Consider the following 14,387-nt stretch of genomic DNA (forward strand, 5'->3'; position numbering starts at 1 on the left):
CTTTGCGGTGACCGGCATGCGCGAAGTCATGGCCGGGATTGAACGCCGGTAACGTCCTGCAGACCGGCAAGCTGGCGCAGGTAAGGCCACGGGTAGATGCCGCGCTCATGGCCGTCGCTGAACTGCAGTTGCACGGCATAGTGGCCGAGCGGCACAAGGCCGGTCAGTTCGATGCCGGCAACAACGGCTGCCGGCCGGCCGCGCAGGGCGGCAGCGCGGCAATCGGCGCAACGGCAGTGGGCACGCAGTACACCGGCGTCGAGCACCGTCCCGCTGTCCTGCCATTGCAGTGTCAGTGCTTTCGGGGAAAGCAGCACTTCGCCGGGCGTCATGCGGCCTCCAGACGGTCGAGTGCCAGCCGTGCCGCCTTGCGCACTTCAGGGTCGGGATCGGCGGTGGCGACGTCGAGTGCAGCCCGCGCACCGGCATTGCCGATTTCGCCGAGTGCGATCGCCGCTTCCTTGCGCAGGTTGCCGGCCTGATGCGCCAGACTGGCGATCAGTGCCGGCAGCGCGGCCGCGTCGCCGATCAGGCCCAGCGCACGCGCCGCCTTGATCCGCACCTGCCAGATGTCCTGTTCCAGTGTTGCGATCAGTGCCCCGGTGGCCGTGGCGAGACGCAGTTTGCCCAGCGTGGTGGCGGCTTCCTCGCGCACCGGCCAGTGGTCGTCGCCCAGTGCGGCGAGCAGGGCCGGTGCAACGCTGGTGTCCGCGGCAAAACCGAGTGCACCGGTGGCGACGCGACGGACTTCGGCATCGGTATCGTGCCGCGCCAGACCGGCGAGGGCAGGCAGGGCATCGATCGTCTTCAGCCAGCCGAGCACACCGACCGCCTCGCGGCGCACACCGGCATCGGCATGCGTCAGCGCGGCCAGCGCCGGATCGCGCGCGGCCGGCAGGCGCAGTTCGCGCAGGGCGCGCAGCGCTGCGCTACGGGCAAAGGCATCCTCATGCACTGCCCACGGCAGCAGCGGCACCCCGGCGTCCTGTGATTTGAGTTCGGACAGCGTCTGGGCGGCGGCGGCGCGTACGCCGGCATCATCGTCGAGCAGGCGCGCAGCTAGTGCGGCGGCAACGTCCGTGTCGTCCCAGCCGGCCAGCAGGCGTGCCGCTTCGCTGCGTACGCCGGCATCGGCATCGGCGAGCGCCGCGACGAGCAGAGGCACATGCTCGGGGTCGCCATCGTCGGCGAGTTCGATCAGCGCCACGCGGCGGATGGTGGCGTCGCCGGCGGCAAGGCGCGGTGCCAGTGCGGCGAGGTCGCCCGACAGGGCGGAAAGGGTATCGGTCATGATGTTCCGGTCAGATGGCAAATTGCAGCGTACGGATGTCCGGTGCGCCCAGCGGCGTCAGCCGGGGCAGCGGCGGCACCGGTGCGTCGTGATGCAGCAGCGCAAGGCAATGGCGTTTGAGGGCGACGAAATCGGCGCTGGTCGACAGGTCCGCACCGCGCGGCCGGGCGAACGGCAGCCGCAGGTCTTCGACGATGCGTCCCGGGCGCGGGCTCATCACGAGGATGCGGTCGGCAAGGAACAGCGCTTCGTCGATGTCGTGGGTGACGAAGACCACCGTGGTGCGGAATCGCGCCCAGACGTCGAGCAGCAGTTGCTGCATCTTCAGTCGCGTCAGCGCATCGAGCGCGCCGAACGGTTCGTCCATCAGCAGCACGCGCGGCTGGCCGATCAGCACCCGGGCGATCTCGACGCGCTGCTGCATGCCGCCCGACAGTTGCGACGGATAGCGCTGCTCGAAACCGGCCAGCCCGACCAGCGCCAGCAGCTCGCGCGCGGCGGCGTGGCGCTCGGCCTGCTTGATGCCGCGCATCTTCAGGCCGAAGGCAACGTTGTCGATCACCCGGCGCCACGGAAACAGCGTGTGGTGCTGGAACACCAGACCACGTTCGGACGACGGGCCGGTGATGGCGCCGTCGTTGATGCGCAGCGTGCCGGCACTGGGTGTCAGGTGGCCGGCCAGTGCGCCGAGCAGCGTCGACTTGCCGCAGCCGGAGGGGCCGAGCAGGCAGACGAACTCGCCCGGCGCGATATCGAGATCGATGCGGTCGACGGCGGTGAAGGCATCCTTGCCATTGCCGACGCGGATCGACACCTGGTCGAGTGCGATGCGGCCGGCTGCGGTGGTGGGCGGAAGCGGGGCGTTCATAGCGAGGCTCCGCGCCAAGGCATCGCCAGCCGGCCGAGCGTGCGGATCAGCGCGCTGCTGCCCATGCCCAGTACGCCGATCAGCAGCATGCCGACGACGATGTTGGCGTAGTTCTGCAAGGTGTAGCTCTCCCAGGTGTAGTAGCCGATGCCGAACTGCCCCGAGATCATCTCGGCGGTGACGAGGCAGAACCAGCACGTGCCCATGCCGATGGCGAGGCCGGTGACGATGGCCGGCGCGGCGCCGGGCAGGATCACTTCGGTGAATACGCGCCAGCGGCGTGCGCCCAGGCTGCGCGCCGACGCGACGAGGCGCGCGTCGATGCCTTCGACGCCGTGGATGGTGGCGAGCAGGATCGGAAACAGCGCGCCGACGAAGGTGATGAAGATCATCGACACCTCCGACGACGGAAACAGCAGCACCGACAGCGGAATCCACGCGACCGCCGGAATCGGCCGCAGCACCTCCAGTGGCGGCAGCAGCGTGCCGCGCGCCCAGCCGAAGCGGCCGATGGAGAGACCGAGCGCGACGCCGGCCACTGCTGCCGCTGCGAAACCGGCGAACACGCGCCAGAGGCTGTGGCCGAGGTGGAACAGCAGCTTCGGCGACTGCAGCAGGTCCAGACCCGCGTCCCAGACCTCGCGCGGCGACGGTGCGTTGGCGAAGGTGACGAGGCCCAGATGCAGCTTGCTGGTGGCGAGCACATGCCAGAGCAGCACGCTGGCAAGGAGCGAGATACCCGGCAGCACCCTGGCCGCCGGGTTGGGAAGGCGCAGGCTCATCGTCCGGCCTCAGTTGCTGGCGAGCTTGGCGGCAGGCTGGATGCCTGCGTAATCGACGACTTTGGCGCGATTGGCCTTGGCCCACGCGGCGGCGGAATCCTTGAGCAGGAAGGCGGCGAGCTGGCCCTTGCCGTCCTGCGCGAACCACGCCTGGCGTGCCAGCAGCTTGATGCCGCTGCCGTAGTCCTGCGCGTAGATCACGCGGATGCGCTTGCCGCCGGCCTCGATGCGGCGGGCGTCGGCCACGGCCGATTCCAGCGTGGCGTAGTGGCGCACCTTGGGCTCGCCCTCGATCCACACCTGGCCCAGCCGGCGGAAATCGGTGATCGGCTTGCCGGTGAGCACGTCCTTGGCGTTGAGCGGCAGCTTGTCGTAGTCCTTCAGCTGCGCCTCGTAAACGAGCCCGGCCTGCTTGAAGGCGGCGCGGATGTAGCGGTCGTCGACGAAGCTCGCTACATCGAGATCGGCATCGGTGCGCTTGAGGAAACGCAGCGTCTCGATCGAGGTCTTCAGCGCCTGGCGGTATTCGGGTTTCCAGCTGAAGTCGCGCGTCTGCAGGCCGAGTGGGCCGTGGAACAGGTAGGCGACCTCGGCCTCGATGCCGGTGGTCTTCTCGATCAGGTCGCTGTACTTCTCCGGCTCGGCGGCGAACAGCCGATCGGCCTCGATGGCGGCGCGCAGGAAGGCGGTGACGACTTCCGGGTACTTCTTCGCGAACTCAGCATTGACCAGCGAGCCGTGGAAGGTCGGCGTCTTGGCTTGCGAGCCATCGAAGATCTTGCGCGCGAAGCCGCGGTAGGGGAACAGCTCGGCGAACGGCACGAAATCGGCGTGGGCGTCGATCTTGTTGGCCTGCAGCGCGGGCCCGGCCACTTCCGGCGCCTGAGTGATGATGGTGACGTCCTTGTCCGGATCAATGCCGTTGGCTTTCAGCGCGCGCAGCAGCATGCCGTGGGCGGTGGAGGCGAACGGCACCGAGATGGTCTTGCCGTGCAGCTCGGTGATCGACTGGATCGGCGATTCCTTGGGCACGACGATGCCGTTGCCGCTGCCCTGCGTGCTGCCCGACAGCACGGTGATGAACAGGCTCTTCTTGCCGGCCTTGTCGAAGGCGGCGCCGTTGAGCGAACCGGGGAAGTCGGCCATCGAGCCGATGTCGAGCTTGTCGGCGACCATCTCGTTGGTCAGCGGCGCGCCCGAGGTGAAGTTCTTCCACTGGATGTCGTACTGCACATCCTTGTATTTGCCGTCGCGCGGCAGGTATTTCTCCAAGAGCTTGAGCTCGCGGATCAGCACGCCGCCGGTGGCGCAATTGATGGTGGTGTCCTGTGTGCCGATGGCGACGCGGATGGTTTCGGCGTGCACGAGGCCAGCGGTGAAGAGGGCGAGCGCCAGTGCGCCGAGTTGATAGGTGAGTTTCATGGTGTCTCCAGGGTGGTGAGCGGCTGCCAAAGCCCTCCTGGCTGCGTCGTGCTCGCTTGCCGTACTTAAAGTACTGTCTGCGCTTCGCACTTCTTGCCAGGACCGCTGCGCTGGGCTTTGTCAGCCGCCTTCAGGTGTGTTGGGGGAGTTAACGCAGCAAATAAGGGATGTCGACTTGCACCGCCCCAGTCGGGCAATCCTTCTCGCACGGCATGCAGTACCAGCACTCGTCGAAGGCCATGTAGGCCTTGCCGCGGGTCAGGTCGATGGCGAGCACGTCGAGCGGGCAGACGTCGACGCACACGGTGCAGCCCTTGTCGGCAATGCACTTTTCGTCGTCGATGCGCACCGGCACGCTGGTGCGCTGCTGGGCGAGGGAAAAGGTGGGGAAACTCATGCCGGTACAGCCTCCTTGTGGATGCGCAGCTTCTGGTAAGCAGCGTGTTCGTCCTGGTCCATTGCGATGACGTAGGGCTCCAGTGGCCGCTTGAAGCACGCCATCTCGCTGGCGGCGTTCTTGTGCAGCTGCACGTGCACGCGCCAGTCGGCGTCGTTGCGCTCGGGGTAATCGACGCGGGCGTGATACAGGCCCCAGCGGCTTTCGGTGCGGTAGAGCGAGGCGCGGGCGGCCATCTCGGCGCAGTCGCGGATCGCGTGGACTTCCATCGCCCGCATCAGCTCGTGCGGATTGCGTGCGTGCAGCAGTTCGAGGTCGTCGCGGATCGCCTCGAAGCGCTCCAGCCCGAGCAGCATCTTGCGGGTGACCTTGGGCGGCTGCAGGTAGTCGTTCACCATGCGGCGCAGCTTGTATTCGACCTGCGCCGGCGGCAGGCCGGATTCGCGCAGCAGCGGCGCCCACACACGGTTGCGTTCGGCGTCGATCTGGCTGGCGGAAACGCGGGCGTGACCGTGTTCCTGAGCATGGCGCGCTGCCGATTCGCCGGCAAAGCGGCCGTAGACGAAAGCGCCGAGCATGTAGTTGTGCGGCACGCAGGCCATGTCACCGGCCGAAAACAGCCCCGGCACCGTCGTCGCCGCGTGCTCGTCGACCCACACGCCGGATGCCGAATGGCCGCTGCACAGGCCGATTTCGGAAATGTGCATCTCGACCATGCGCTCGCGGTAATCGGTGCCGCGCCCGGCGTGGAAGCGGCCGCGGCTCGGGCGCTCGTTGGTGTGCAGGATGGTCTCGATCTGGCTGATCGTTTCCTCGGCCAGATGATCGAGCTTGAGGAACACCGGGCCATTGCCGCCGGAGAGCTCGTTGTGGAACTCTTCCATCATCTGGCCGGACCAGTAGTCGCACTCGATGAAGCGCTCGCCCCGGCTGTTGGTGGTGTAGCCGCCGAACGGGCCGGTGACGTAGGCGCAGGCCGGGCCGTTGTAGTCCTTGATCAGCGGGTTGATCTGGAAACACTCGATGCCCGACAGCTCGGCCCCGGCGTGGTAGGCCATGCTGTAGCCGTCGCCGGCATTGGTCGGGTTCTCGTAGGTGCCGAACAGATAGCCCGACGCGGGCAGGCCCAAGCGCCCGGCCGCGCCGCAGGCCAGCACCACCGATTTGGCGCGCACCACGTGGAAGTCGCCGGTGCGGCAGTCGAAGGCGAAGGTGCCGGCGATGCGGCCGTCGTCGCCGACGATCAGCCGCGTCGCGACGAGACGGTTGGTGATCTCGACCCGGGTCTTCTTCAACTGCCGGTACAGCACCTTCTTGATGTCGTGGCCTTCGGGCATCGGCAGTACATAGGTGCCCATGTGGTGCACCTTGCGCATCGCGTAGTCGCCGGTCTCGTCCTTTTCGAACTTCACGCCCCAGCGATCGAGCTCCTCGATCATTGCGTAGCTGTTCTCCGCGTAGGCGAGGATGGTCTTCTGGTTGACGATGCCGTCGTTGGCTGCGGTGATCTCGCGCACATACTGCTCGGGCGTGGCGAAGCCGGGGACGACGGCATTGTTCAGGCCGTCCATGCCCATCGAGATCGCGCCGCTGCGCTTGACGTGGGCTTTCTCCAGCAGCAGTACCTTGAGGTTCGGGTCGGCCTGCTTGGCCTTGACCGCGGCCATCGGCCCGGCGGTGCCGCCGCCGATGACGAGGACGTCGACCTCGCGTTCGATTGTGTTCATGGGTGTGGTCTCGTGAGTAAGCGTTTACCGCGCGATCCGCAGGCGGAACTGGAAGTTGTCGGAGCGGCAGTACAGGTATTCGAAATCGACCGGATGGCCGTGGCGGTCGTGCGTCAGCCGTTCGATGCGCAGCAGCGGCGCGCCCGGATCCAGCGCCAGCAGCTTGGCGGTGGCCGGGTCGGCCAGCTGCGCGTCGATGGCGAGATCGGCATGGCCGAGGGCGATGCCGTAGTCGTTTTCGAGGATGACGAACACGTCGCGCGAGGCGAGATCCTCGCGGGCCAGCCGTTCGCCGATGTGGGGTGCCACCCAAGTGATGTCGAGCGATACCGGCTCGCGGTTCAGCAACCGCACCCGGCGCAACTCGGTGACCGGTGCACCGGGCGCCAGCTGCAGGCGTTCGGCCACGGTGGCGTCGGCGGGCAGCGTGCGGATGTCGAGCAGCCGGTTGCTGATCTCGTGGCCATGCTCGCGCATCGCCTCGGCAAAGCCCTGCAGTCGGGCCAGTTGCTGGAAGGGTTTCGGCTTGGAGACGAAGGCGCCCTTGCCGGGCACCTTGAACAGCACGCCTTCCTTCTCCAGCTCGCCCAGCGCCTGCCGCACGGTAATGCGGCTGACGCCGTAGCGGAACATCAGGTCGCTTTCGGACGGCAGTCGCTCGTGCGGCAGATACGCACCGGCGTGGATCGTGGTGCGAAGCTCGTCGCGGATGCGGCCGTAGAGCGGCTGAGCGGCACGTCGGGAATCTGGCATGGCATGGCCAACTTGTTATGACAGGTCATGATTAGCAAGCGGCGTGCCATGACGGATTGAACGGATCGGTTGATGTGCAAGCCATTGTTCTGTATGTGATTTGTGTTGGTTCTGTGCGTGTGGGGTTGGGTCTGATGGTGTTGATAAATCAACAGTGAAATCGGCAGATTGCTGATTTCTCAACAGCGCATCTGCGTACGGTCGTCATCGGGATGGCGTGGCCTGCTGTAAGCGATGTGCACTCGTATCAGGGTGGGGCATCAGGCCGGGTGCCGCCGTACACTGGGCACGAGCGCGCCGCTTGCTGACGTGGCTTGCCGGCGGCAGTAGCCCTGATCCGGGTTTGTAAGCTTCGTGCCATATGGATATGCGCAAGCATTCTTTGTCGCGGCATCACGCCGGCGCGGATACTGGGCCGATTCTTCTTTCGTGCCACTGCCGTGCTGACGTTACCGAACAGTCCCGAACATGCCATTTCGATCCGCGCCAAGGCGCTGACCTTCGAGGCGCCGCAATCGCGAATCCTGCGCGAGCGGGTCCGGCTGGTGGCGCCGAGCGATGCAACGGTGCTGATCACCGGCGAGAGCGGGACCGGCAAGGAGCTGATTGCACGGCTGGTGCATACGCTCAGCGAACGCAAGGACGGCCCGTTCGTGGCGGTCAATTGCGGGGCGCTGTCGGAAAACCTGATCGAAAGCGAACTCTTCGGCCACGAGAAGGGCGCGTTTACCGGTGCGGCCGGTGAGCGTGCCGGCTGGTTCGAGGCGGCCGACGGCGGTTCGTTGTTCCTTGACGAAGTCGGTGATCTGCCGCTGTCGATGCAGGTGAAGCTGTTGCGGGTGCTGCAGGAGCGCGAGGTCGTGCGTGTCGGCTCGCGCCAGCCGCGGCGCATCAATGTGCGGCTGATCGCGGCGACCAACGTCGACCTGCAGGCGGCGGTACGCGCCGGCCGGTTCCGCGAGGACCTGTATTACCGGCTCAATGTCGCGCCGCTGGCGATTGCGCCGTTGCGCGAGCGCAGCGAGGACATCCCGGTGCTGACCAAGCATTTCCTCGCGTTGTACGCCGGCAAGCTGCGCATCGGCGTGCCGGTGCTGACGGATGCGGCGCAGGCGCGCCTGCTGGCGCACCCGTGGCCGGGGAACATCCGCGAGCTGGAGAACGTGATCCATTATGCGCTGCTGGTCAGCAGCGGCGAGCGGATCGATGCCGGCGATCTGCATTTCACCTCGCTGGCACTACCCGAGCCGGCAGCGGCGCCCCAACCGCAAGCGGCCGGCGTGGCGACGCTGGAAGCAGCGTTGCTGGCGCTGTGCGAGCAGGGCCACCCCGACCTGTGGCTGCATATCGAGGAGACGGTGTATCGCGTCGCCTACGCATTCTGCGAGGGCAACACGGTGCAGACGTCGCGGCTGCTCAACCTCAGCCGCAACATCGTCCGCGCACGTCTGGCGCAATTCGACGTGCGCCGCGAAACCGCCGCCTGAAGCGGCGGTCCGGTGTCAGGCCAGCCGGCGCTGCCGGCCAGCCAGCACTGCGTCGAGCGGTGCCGGGTCGATCCAGTCGGCCAGATCGAAATCCCGCTCGAGAAAACCCCACTCCAGCAGGAAGGACTTGAAGTCGGCCAGCGCCGCAATGCCGGCGTCGTCGAGGCCAAGCCCCAGATGCAGGTGCAGCCGGTCGCCATAGGCGCGACTGACCCAGGGAACCTCGATGCCGGTTTCGGCGCTGACGAAATCCAGCGTCCGGCCCGGATGCGTGCGGGCCCAGTCGCCTGCGTCGGCCACCAGCCCCAGAAAACCGCTCACGATGTCCGGGTGCTGCTGCAGTACGTCGGCGTTGACCGTCAGCGGGCGCGGCGTGCCGTTGTTGTTGCGGATGCGCGGATCGGGGTGGAAGCCGATGTCGGCGATGACCCGTGCGCCGATGTCGTCGACGGCCTTGAGCCCGTGCGCGCCCTTGACGTAGATCGCGTCGACCTCGCCGCGCAGCAGCGCCGCACATTCGGCGGCGTAGTCGTTGGTGGCCGGCGCCTGCGGGCGCGGTTCGATCGGCGCCGCCGCGATGTCGACCAGCTCGATGTCGCCGGCGTCGAGCCCGACCAGCGACAACGCATTGAGCGTGCCGCGCAAGGCGGTGGCGCGGAACAGGTCGATGCCGTCGTCGGCCCGCAGCGGCAGGCCGATGCGCCGCCCCTTGAGCGCATCGAGCTGCGTGATGCCGCTGTCCGGCCGTGTGATCAGCAGTTGTGATTCGTCGACCCACGTCAGCCCGATGACCCGCGTTGCCGCTCCGCGTGCGCGCGCCCAGATCGCCGGCACGCTGCCGCCCTGGCGGAACGACTGGCTCAGCGTGCGGAAGCTGCTGCTGCCGGCCGACGGATCGGTCGACTGCAGCGAGCGGATCGCGATGCCGTCGGCGGACAGCTCGCCGTTCAGCCAGCCCAGATGCACGGCAATGCCGAGCGGAGTGGGGACCGGCGAGCGTGCGTAGCTCAGTGGCAGGACGGGGGATTGCGGCTCGGAAATGGATGCCATTCGGTACTCGCTTGCGGTTGGAAAATGCCGCCCGTGCAGTGCAGCAGGCGGAGACGGACTCAAGCAAGAAGCAAGCCATGCGACAGTTTGGCGCTGGCGCGTGATCCGTCGACGACCGGCTGCTGGATTCTGCACAGCGATTGCTGCTCCGGTGGTGGTGGATCACCAGATCGGTTGCCGGTGACTGCGGAGGTCGGACCATTGCAGTGTGGTGATGTGGGGTGGTACTCAGATTGTCACCATCAACAACAAAGCAAAAAAGCCAAAAAGCCTAATGTTTGCGCGGATTACGCGGCGTCGGGGGCGTGGAAGGGTCTTGAGCAGGATTGCGAAAAAACGCGCGGAATCTCTTCGCGTTTTGCACTTTGAATGGCACGGATTGGGCTTTTGATGCTACGTGGATCAGCAGATTGTTCATTGCTGGCATGTAGCGTGGCCGCATGGGCCTGATCTATGGGGCGAACGCGCAACTTGCCGATCGTGAAGCCTGAGGCGTTTTGGGGTGTTACTGGCTTTTGCGCCTCTTGCAGCCAGGTCTTGAGTTTTTCTAGTTCTTCTTTCATTGCAGCTACCTTGAGCTGCAAGAATATCAGCGTGTAAATAAACTGTCGCCGATGTAAGTATTGATTTATGACGTTTCACTAAATTGGCTGGTTCAGCGGCAAGCCAAGCAAAATTTTCGTTGTATCTGACTATTTTGGTCAGATTTTGAGGTGGGGTTTCCTCAAAACATCTAACGGGATCAGTGAGCCATTGGTATAGCGCGCTGGTACGAGATAGAGCTTCTGCGTGCCGCCAGAGCCTGAGCGCTCCTTGTAAGACCAGCCCTCCAGGTTAGCCCTAGACCTGACTCCCTCACGCGATCTCGGCATCCCTGGCAGCTGTAGTTTCAAGATTTCCGCAATGCTTAACAGTTTCATAGTGTCAGTCGACGAAATGGCTATTTAACGCTATGCGATCAGTTGCAGCAGTTCTTTGATCTGGTCGCCGTTAAGTTTGCCGTGCCAACGGTGCTTGAGTGCGTACCGGTACAGGATCATCACCAGGTCGCCCTTCATCTCTTCTTTGTAACGCCCCGGATTTGCTGCGTAGAACCAGTCGGCGACCTGTTGGGCCGCGTCCAGTAATTCCGCATCCAACTGACCGCCAGGGCCAATCGCACCGGCTACGGCAGGCGACGGTGCTGCAGTGGTCACCTCTTCCGAGGTGCCTTGCGCCGTTGCTGATAGGTATTTGGCTGGAATCTCAAACATCTTCCTTGTCCCGCCAAAACCCACTCTCTCTTCGACGTACCAGCCCTCACGGTCTGCGCGGGTCAGGATCGCCTTCTTCGTGCCAGGGAGTCCGGCTAGGCCCATGGCAGCGATTTCTGCAGCTGTGTAGAGGGACTTACTCAATTACACACCTATGAATGTGAAGGTGTGTAGTTAAATACACACCTTTTGCTCGCTAAAATAGCAAGCAAAGTGTTTATTAATCAATGATTTACGTGAATTTCATTGATTTCTATTGGTGACACCTAGGTGTGAAGCGTTGACTACACACTTCTACACACCTAGACTTCCCTCATCTCATCCCATGAGGGAAGTTGCCATGACAAAAAAAGCAGCCTTAGAAGACTGGCATCCAGCCGACGTTGTTTGTGCGTTGCGCAAACAAGGCTGGTCGTTAAGAAAACTGTCGCTGCACCACGGCTATGCGGATGGAGGAACGCTCAAATGTGCGCTCTCGCGGCCTTGGCCGAAGGCAGAGCGGCTCATTGCAGAGGCTATCGGTACGAGTCCGGCCGAAATCTGGCCGAGTCGCTATCGGCGGCAAGCCGCAGAGCTTTCCCCTGAAATTGTGCAGATGGTCTTTAGCGCTGTTATTGGCACGCTTAATTCCCCCGGAAGTGTAGCGAAGTGTGAAGTGAACCGCGACGCCGTTGCAGCTTAGGTGCGGACTGGCTCGCCGGTCTACGGCCTTATTTCTCAGGTGATGGAATACAGCAATGCGAAAAAGAAACTGGAAAAAAGTGCAGGCATTCAGCCTCGACGAGGCGATCCAGCTGACCGCCGAATATGCCGATGAAATTGCCCGTCGCCCGGCCAAAGTCATGGCCGATCTGATGGGGGTAGAACTCAAAACCTACTATCGCTGGCTTGCCGAAAGCTCAATGCCCTTGCATCGGGTCCGCCAGTTCGAAGCATTTTCGGGCTGTCACTTCATCAGTGATTACCTCGCGGTGGCATCTGGACGTGTCGTCATTGCTGTTCCGATGGGGCGTGCCTCAAAGGCGAACGATCTGTTGGAGATGCAGGCCACCTTCACTGATGCCATGTCACAACTTGTGCGCTTCTATCAACATGGTTCCGGGTTGGAAGACACGGTATCGGCACTGACCGCAACGTTGAACCAACTGGCGTGGCAGCGTGAAAACGTCAGCAAGGCCGCCTCGCCAGAGTTGGCCCTCTTTGAGCGCGGTGAAGCATGACGGCGTCCAAAATGCACTACAGCGCAGCTGAGCTGGCCGAGATGCGACTTTGTGGGGTGCCGGGGTCGAAGAAGGGGGTCCTGCTATTCGTCGAACGAGAAGCTTGGTCATTTGTAGAGGTTGTTGGCAACGGAGGTGTGCGCAAGGAGTTTCAACCGCCTGAAGCCGTCATGGCTCAGATCCGTGAGCGAACTGCGCAACAGCTGCTCGCCGACTCGGCCAAGCTGCCGGTGCCGTCGAGCCTCAAGACCGTGACGTCCGAAGTGGTGATGGGCGTGCCGGTTCCGGCTGCGCAAACCATGCTGCAGCTGACCGATGCGCAGCGCTTGCGTACCGACTGCCGCAAGGGCGTGTTGATGTCGGTCGAGCGGCTAATGGCGGGTTGCGGAATTGGCAAAGAGGCGGCGATCACGGCTGTCCTGGTCGAGGCCAAGAAAGACCCCGAAGGCCAACTGGCCCGCGCGCTGAAGCTGGCCGAGGACGAGCGCGGCCGCAAGGGTAGCAGCACGCTGCCGAGCGTACGCACGATCAAGCGCTGGTTTGCCGCCGACAAGGTTGGAGCCTTGGCACCTAAGCAGGTGCAGCGTGAAATGCGCGTGCCGACATGGGCGCCGGCTTTCCTCGCGATCTGGCAAACGCCGCAAAAGCCGAGCGTGTCAGCCGCGTACCGGATTTTCTCGGTGCAATGGACCGAAGGTGTACTGCCGAGCGTGGACCAGGTGCGCCGCTTCATCGGCAAGCTCGGAAATGTCAGCCGCGAAGTGGGTCGCATGGGCAGCCGCGACATCAAGAACATCAAACCGTTTGTTCGGCGGACGTTCGATCAACTGGTGCCGGGCGACGTGTATAGCGCGGACGGCCATTGCTTCGACGCCGAAGTGCGCCACCCGCTGACCGGCAAGCCATTTCGCCCGGAAATCACCAGCATCATCGACATTGCCACGCGACGCGTCGTTGGCTTCTCGGTCGACCTCGCTGAGTCTGGCCTGGCCGTGATCGACGCGCTGCGATATTCGGCTGTGCATGCCGGGGTCTGCGCGACCTTCTACGTCGACAACGGCAGTGGCTACGTCAACGACATGCTCAAAGACGAAGCGACCGGCTTGCTGAATCGCTTGGGCATCACCATGACTCACAGCCTGCCGTACAACTCGCAGGCACGTGGCGTGATCGAGCGCCTGCATCAGTCACTGTGGGTTGCGGCGGCCAAGGAACTGACGACATACATCGGCGCCGACATGGATCGGCAAGCCGGTCAGTTGGCGCACAAAGTCACTCGCCGCGCGCTCAAGCACGGCGGCACCCAGCCGCTGATGGGCTGGCCTGAATTTATGGCCTTCTGCCACCGCAAGGTTGCCGACTACAACGCCCGGTCACACAAGAGCTTGGGTGGCCGGACGCCGGATCAGGTGTGGGCGGAGAAGGGCGCGACGGCGGACTTGCATCGCGTCGATGCCGCCGAGGCTGAACACCTGTTCCATCCGCAGGCGACACGTAAGGTGGTTCGCGGCGAGGTCCAGCTGTTCAACAACAAGTACTTCAGCGCCGCGCTGGAAGAGTTCCACGGTGAGTTCGTCCGCGTCTCTTACGACGTCCACGACGCCAACTGGGTGTGGGTCTACGACCAGCGCGGTGCCTTCATCGCCAAGGCCGGTTGGGGCGCCAATGAGGCGCACTACATGCCGATGCCGGTGATCGAGCAGAACCGGGTCAAGCGCGAAGAGGGGCGCTTGGCACGACTGAATGCCAGGGTCGACGACGTGATGGAAGGGCTGACCGCGCCGCTGATGGGACAACTGGCGGCCCCGGAAATCACGCTTACCCAGCAGCAGTTCAACCAGGCACTGAACGCACGCCCAACGCCTGCCGTGATCGACGTGGTGCCGGCCGAGCCGGTGGCGATCGAGGTCGCGAGCGTTAGCGCCATGACGGAGGTCCGCCGGCCTCTATTCAATCGGGCGGCAGATCGTTACCGCTGGTTGATGGCGCATCGCGGGGCGTGGACAGGGGCGGATCGGGAGTGGCTGACCGACTACGTGGCCAGTGATGAGTACGCAGAGCGCGTCGACATTTTTGAGAACGAATGCATCGCCTGGCAGGGCGACGCATCCGGAGTAGCGGTGTGACTGGCAGGTCC

Annotated in this window: 16 protein-coding genes; 4 read left to right on the forward strand and 12 right to left on the reverse strand. The window is 64.3% G+C overall.

Annotated elements, in window-relative coordinates:
• Positions 1-26: 26 nt before the first annotated feature.
• The 8 genes from IE097_RS11020 to IE097_RS11055 form a co-directional block, all read right to left on the reverse strand.
• Entirely contained in the window at positions 27-332 is a 306-nt protein-coding gene (locus tag IE097_RS11020) for a gamma-butyrobetaine hydroxylase-like domain-containing protein (protein ID WP_189460660.1), read from the reverse strand.
• Entirely contained in the window at positions 329-1,291 is a 963-nt protein-coding gene (locus IE097_RS11025) for a HEAT repeat domain-containing protein (protein WP_189460662.1), read from the reverse strand. Before IE097_RS11025 ends, IE097_RS11020 begins: the two co-directional genes overlap by 4 nt.
• Before the next feature lie 10 nt (positions 1,292-1,301).
• Positions 1,302-2,159 carry an ABC transporter ATP-binding protein gene (locus IE097_RS11030; RefSeq protein WP_189460664.1) on the reverse strand — a complete coding sequence of 286 codons (858 nt, stop codon included), beginning with the start codon at positions 2,157-2,159 and terminating at the stop codon, positions 1,302-1,304.
• A complete protein-coding gene (locus IE097_RS11035) occupies positions 2,156-2,941 on the reverse strand; it encodes an ABC transporter permease (RefSeq protein ID WP_189460666.1) in 786 nt (261 codons plus the stop codon). Before IE097_RS11035 ends, IE097_RS11030 begins: the two co-directional genes overlap by 4 nt.
• 9 nt (positions 2,942-2,950) lie before the next feature.
• On the reverse strand, positions 2,951-4,363 hold the full coding sequence (locus IE097_RS11040) for an ABC transporter substrate-binding protein (protein WP_189460667.1): 1,413 nt from the start codon (positions 4,361-4,363) through the stop codon (positions 2,951-2,953).
• A 148-nt stretch (positions 4,364-4,511) separates the two neighbouring features.
• The gene (locus IE097_RS11045; protein WP_148716087.1) at positions 4,512-4,760 is read right to left on the reverse strand and encodes a 4Fe-4S dicluster domain-containing protein; all 249 of its coding nucleotides are present in this window, start codon (positions 4,758-4,760) and stop codon (positions 4,512-4,514) included.
• The gene (locus IE097_RS11050) at positions 4,757-6,487 is read right to left on the reverse strand and encodes a fumarate reductase/succinate dehydrogenase flavoprotein subunit (protein ID WP_189460668.1); all 1,731 of its coding nucleotides are present in this window, start codon (positions 6,485-6,487) and stop codon (positions 4,757-4,759) included. Before IE097_RS11050 ends, IE097_RS11045 begins: the two co-directional genes overlap by 4 nt.
• A gap of 24 nt (positions 6,488-6,511) precedes the next feature.
• Positions 6,512-7,240 (reverse strand): GntR family transcriptional regulator, encoded by a 729-nt coding sequence (locus IE097_RS11055; protein WP_189460669.1) that lies wholly within the window; start codon positions 7,238-7,240, stop codon positions 6,512-6,514.
• A gap of 440 nt (positions 7,241-7,680) precedes the next feature.
• Between IE097_RS11055 and IE097_RS19540 the strand changes: the two genes are divergently transcribed.
• A complete protein-coding gene (locus tag IE097_RS19540; RefSeq protein ID WP_308429712.1) occupies positions 7,681-8,727 on the forward strand; it encodes a sigma-54 interaction domain-containing protein in 1,047 nt (348 codons plus the stop codon).
• A 15-nt stretch (positions 8,728-8,742) separates the two neighbouring features.
• Here IE097_RS19540 and IE097_RS11065 read toward each other — a convergent pair whose 3' ends face one another.
• The 4 genes from IE097_RS11065 to IE097_RS11080 form a co-directional block, all read right to left on the reverse strand.
• On the reverse strand, positions 8,743-9,777 hold the full coding sequence (locus IE097_RS11065; RefSeq protein WP_189460672.1) for an ABC transporter substrate-binding protein: 1,035 nt from the start codon (positions 9,775-9,777) through the stop codon (positions 8,743-8,745).
• 287 nt (positions 9,778-10,064) lie between these two features.
• Positions 10,065-10,340 (reverse strand): hypothetical protein, encoded by a 276-nt coding sequence (locus tag IE097_RS11070; protein WP_189460674.1) that lies wholly within the window; start codon positions 10,338-10,340, stop codon positions 10,065-10,067.
• A 138-nt stretch (positions 10,341-10,478) separates the two neighbouring features.
• A complete protein-coding gene (locus IE097_RS19625; protein ID WP_189460676.1) occupies positions 10,479-10,697 on the reverse strand; it encodes a DNA-binding protein in 219 nt (72 codons plus the stop codon).
• 30 nt (positions 10,698-10,727) lie between these two features.
• Positions 10,728-11,174: a hypothetical protein gene (locus IE097_RS11080; RefSeq protein WP_189460678.1), complete on the reverse strand. Its 447-nt coding sequence runs from the start codon at positions 11,172-11,174 to the stop codon at positions 10,728-10,730.
• Between the two features lie 196 nt (positions 11,175-11,370).
• Here IE097_RS11080 and IE097_RS11085 point away from each other — a divergent pair, with 196 nt between their 5' ends.
• The 3 genes from IE097_RS11085 to IE097_RS11095 are packed head-to-tail and all read left to right on the forward strand — an operon-like array spanning position 11,371 to position 14,376.
• Complete coding sequence (locus tag IE097_RS11085) at positions 11,371-11,712, forward strand: helix-turn-helix domain-containing protein (RefSeq protein WP_229797545.1); 342 nt, start codon at positions 11,371-11,373, stop codon at positions 11,710-11,712.
• Positions 11,713-11,767: 55 nt separating this feature from the next.
• On the forward strand, positions 11,768-12,250 hold the full coding sequence (locus tag IE097_RS11090; RefSeq protein ID WP_189460682.1) for a hypothetical protein: 483 nt from the start codon (positions 11,768-11,770) through the stop codon (positions 12,248-12,250).
• A gap of 11 nt (positions 12,251-12,261) precedes the next feature.
• The gene (locus IE097_RS11095; RefSeq protein WP_189460684.1) at positions 12,262-14,376 is read left to right on the forward strand and encodes a Mu transposase C-terminal domain-containing protein; all 2,115 of its coding nucleotides are present in this window, start codon (positions 12,262-12,264) and stop codon (positions 14,374-14,376) included.
• Positions 14,377-14,387 lie beyond the last annotated feature (11 nt).

The organism is Jeongeupia chitinilytica (genome assembly GCF_014652315.1).
Lineage (GTDB): Bacteria > Pseudomonadota > Gammaproteobacteria > Burkholderiales > Chitinibacteraceae > Jeongeupia > Jeongeupia chitinilytica.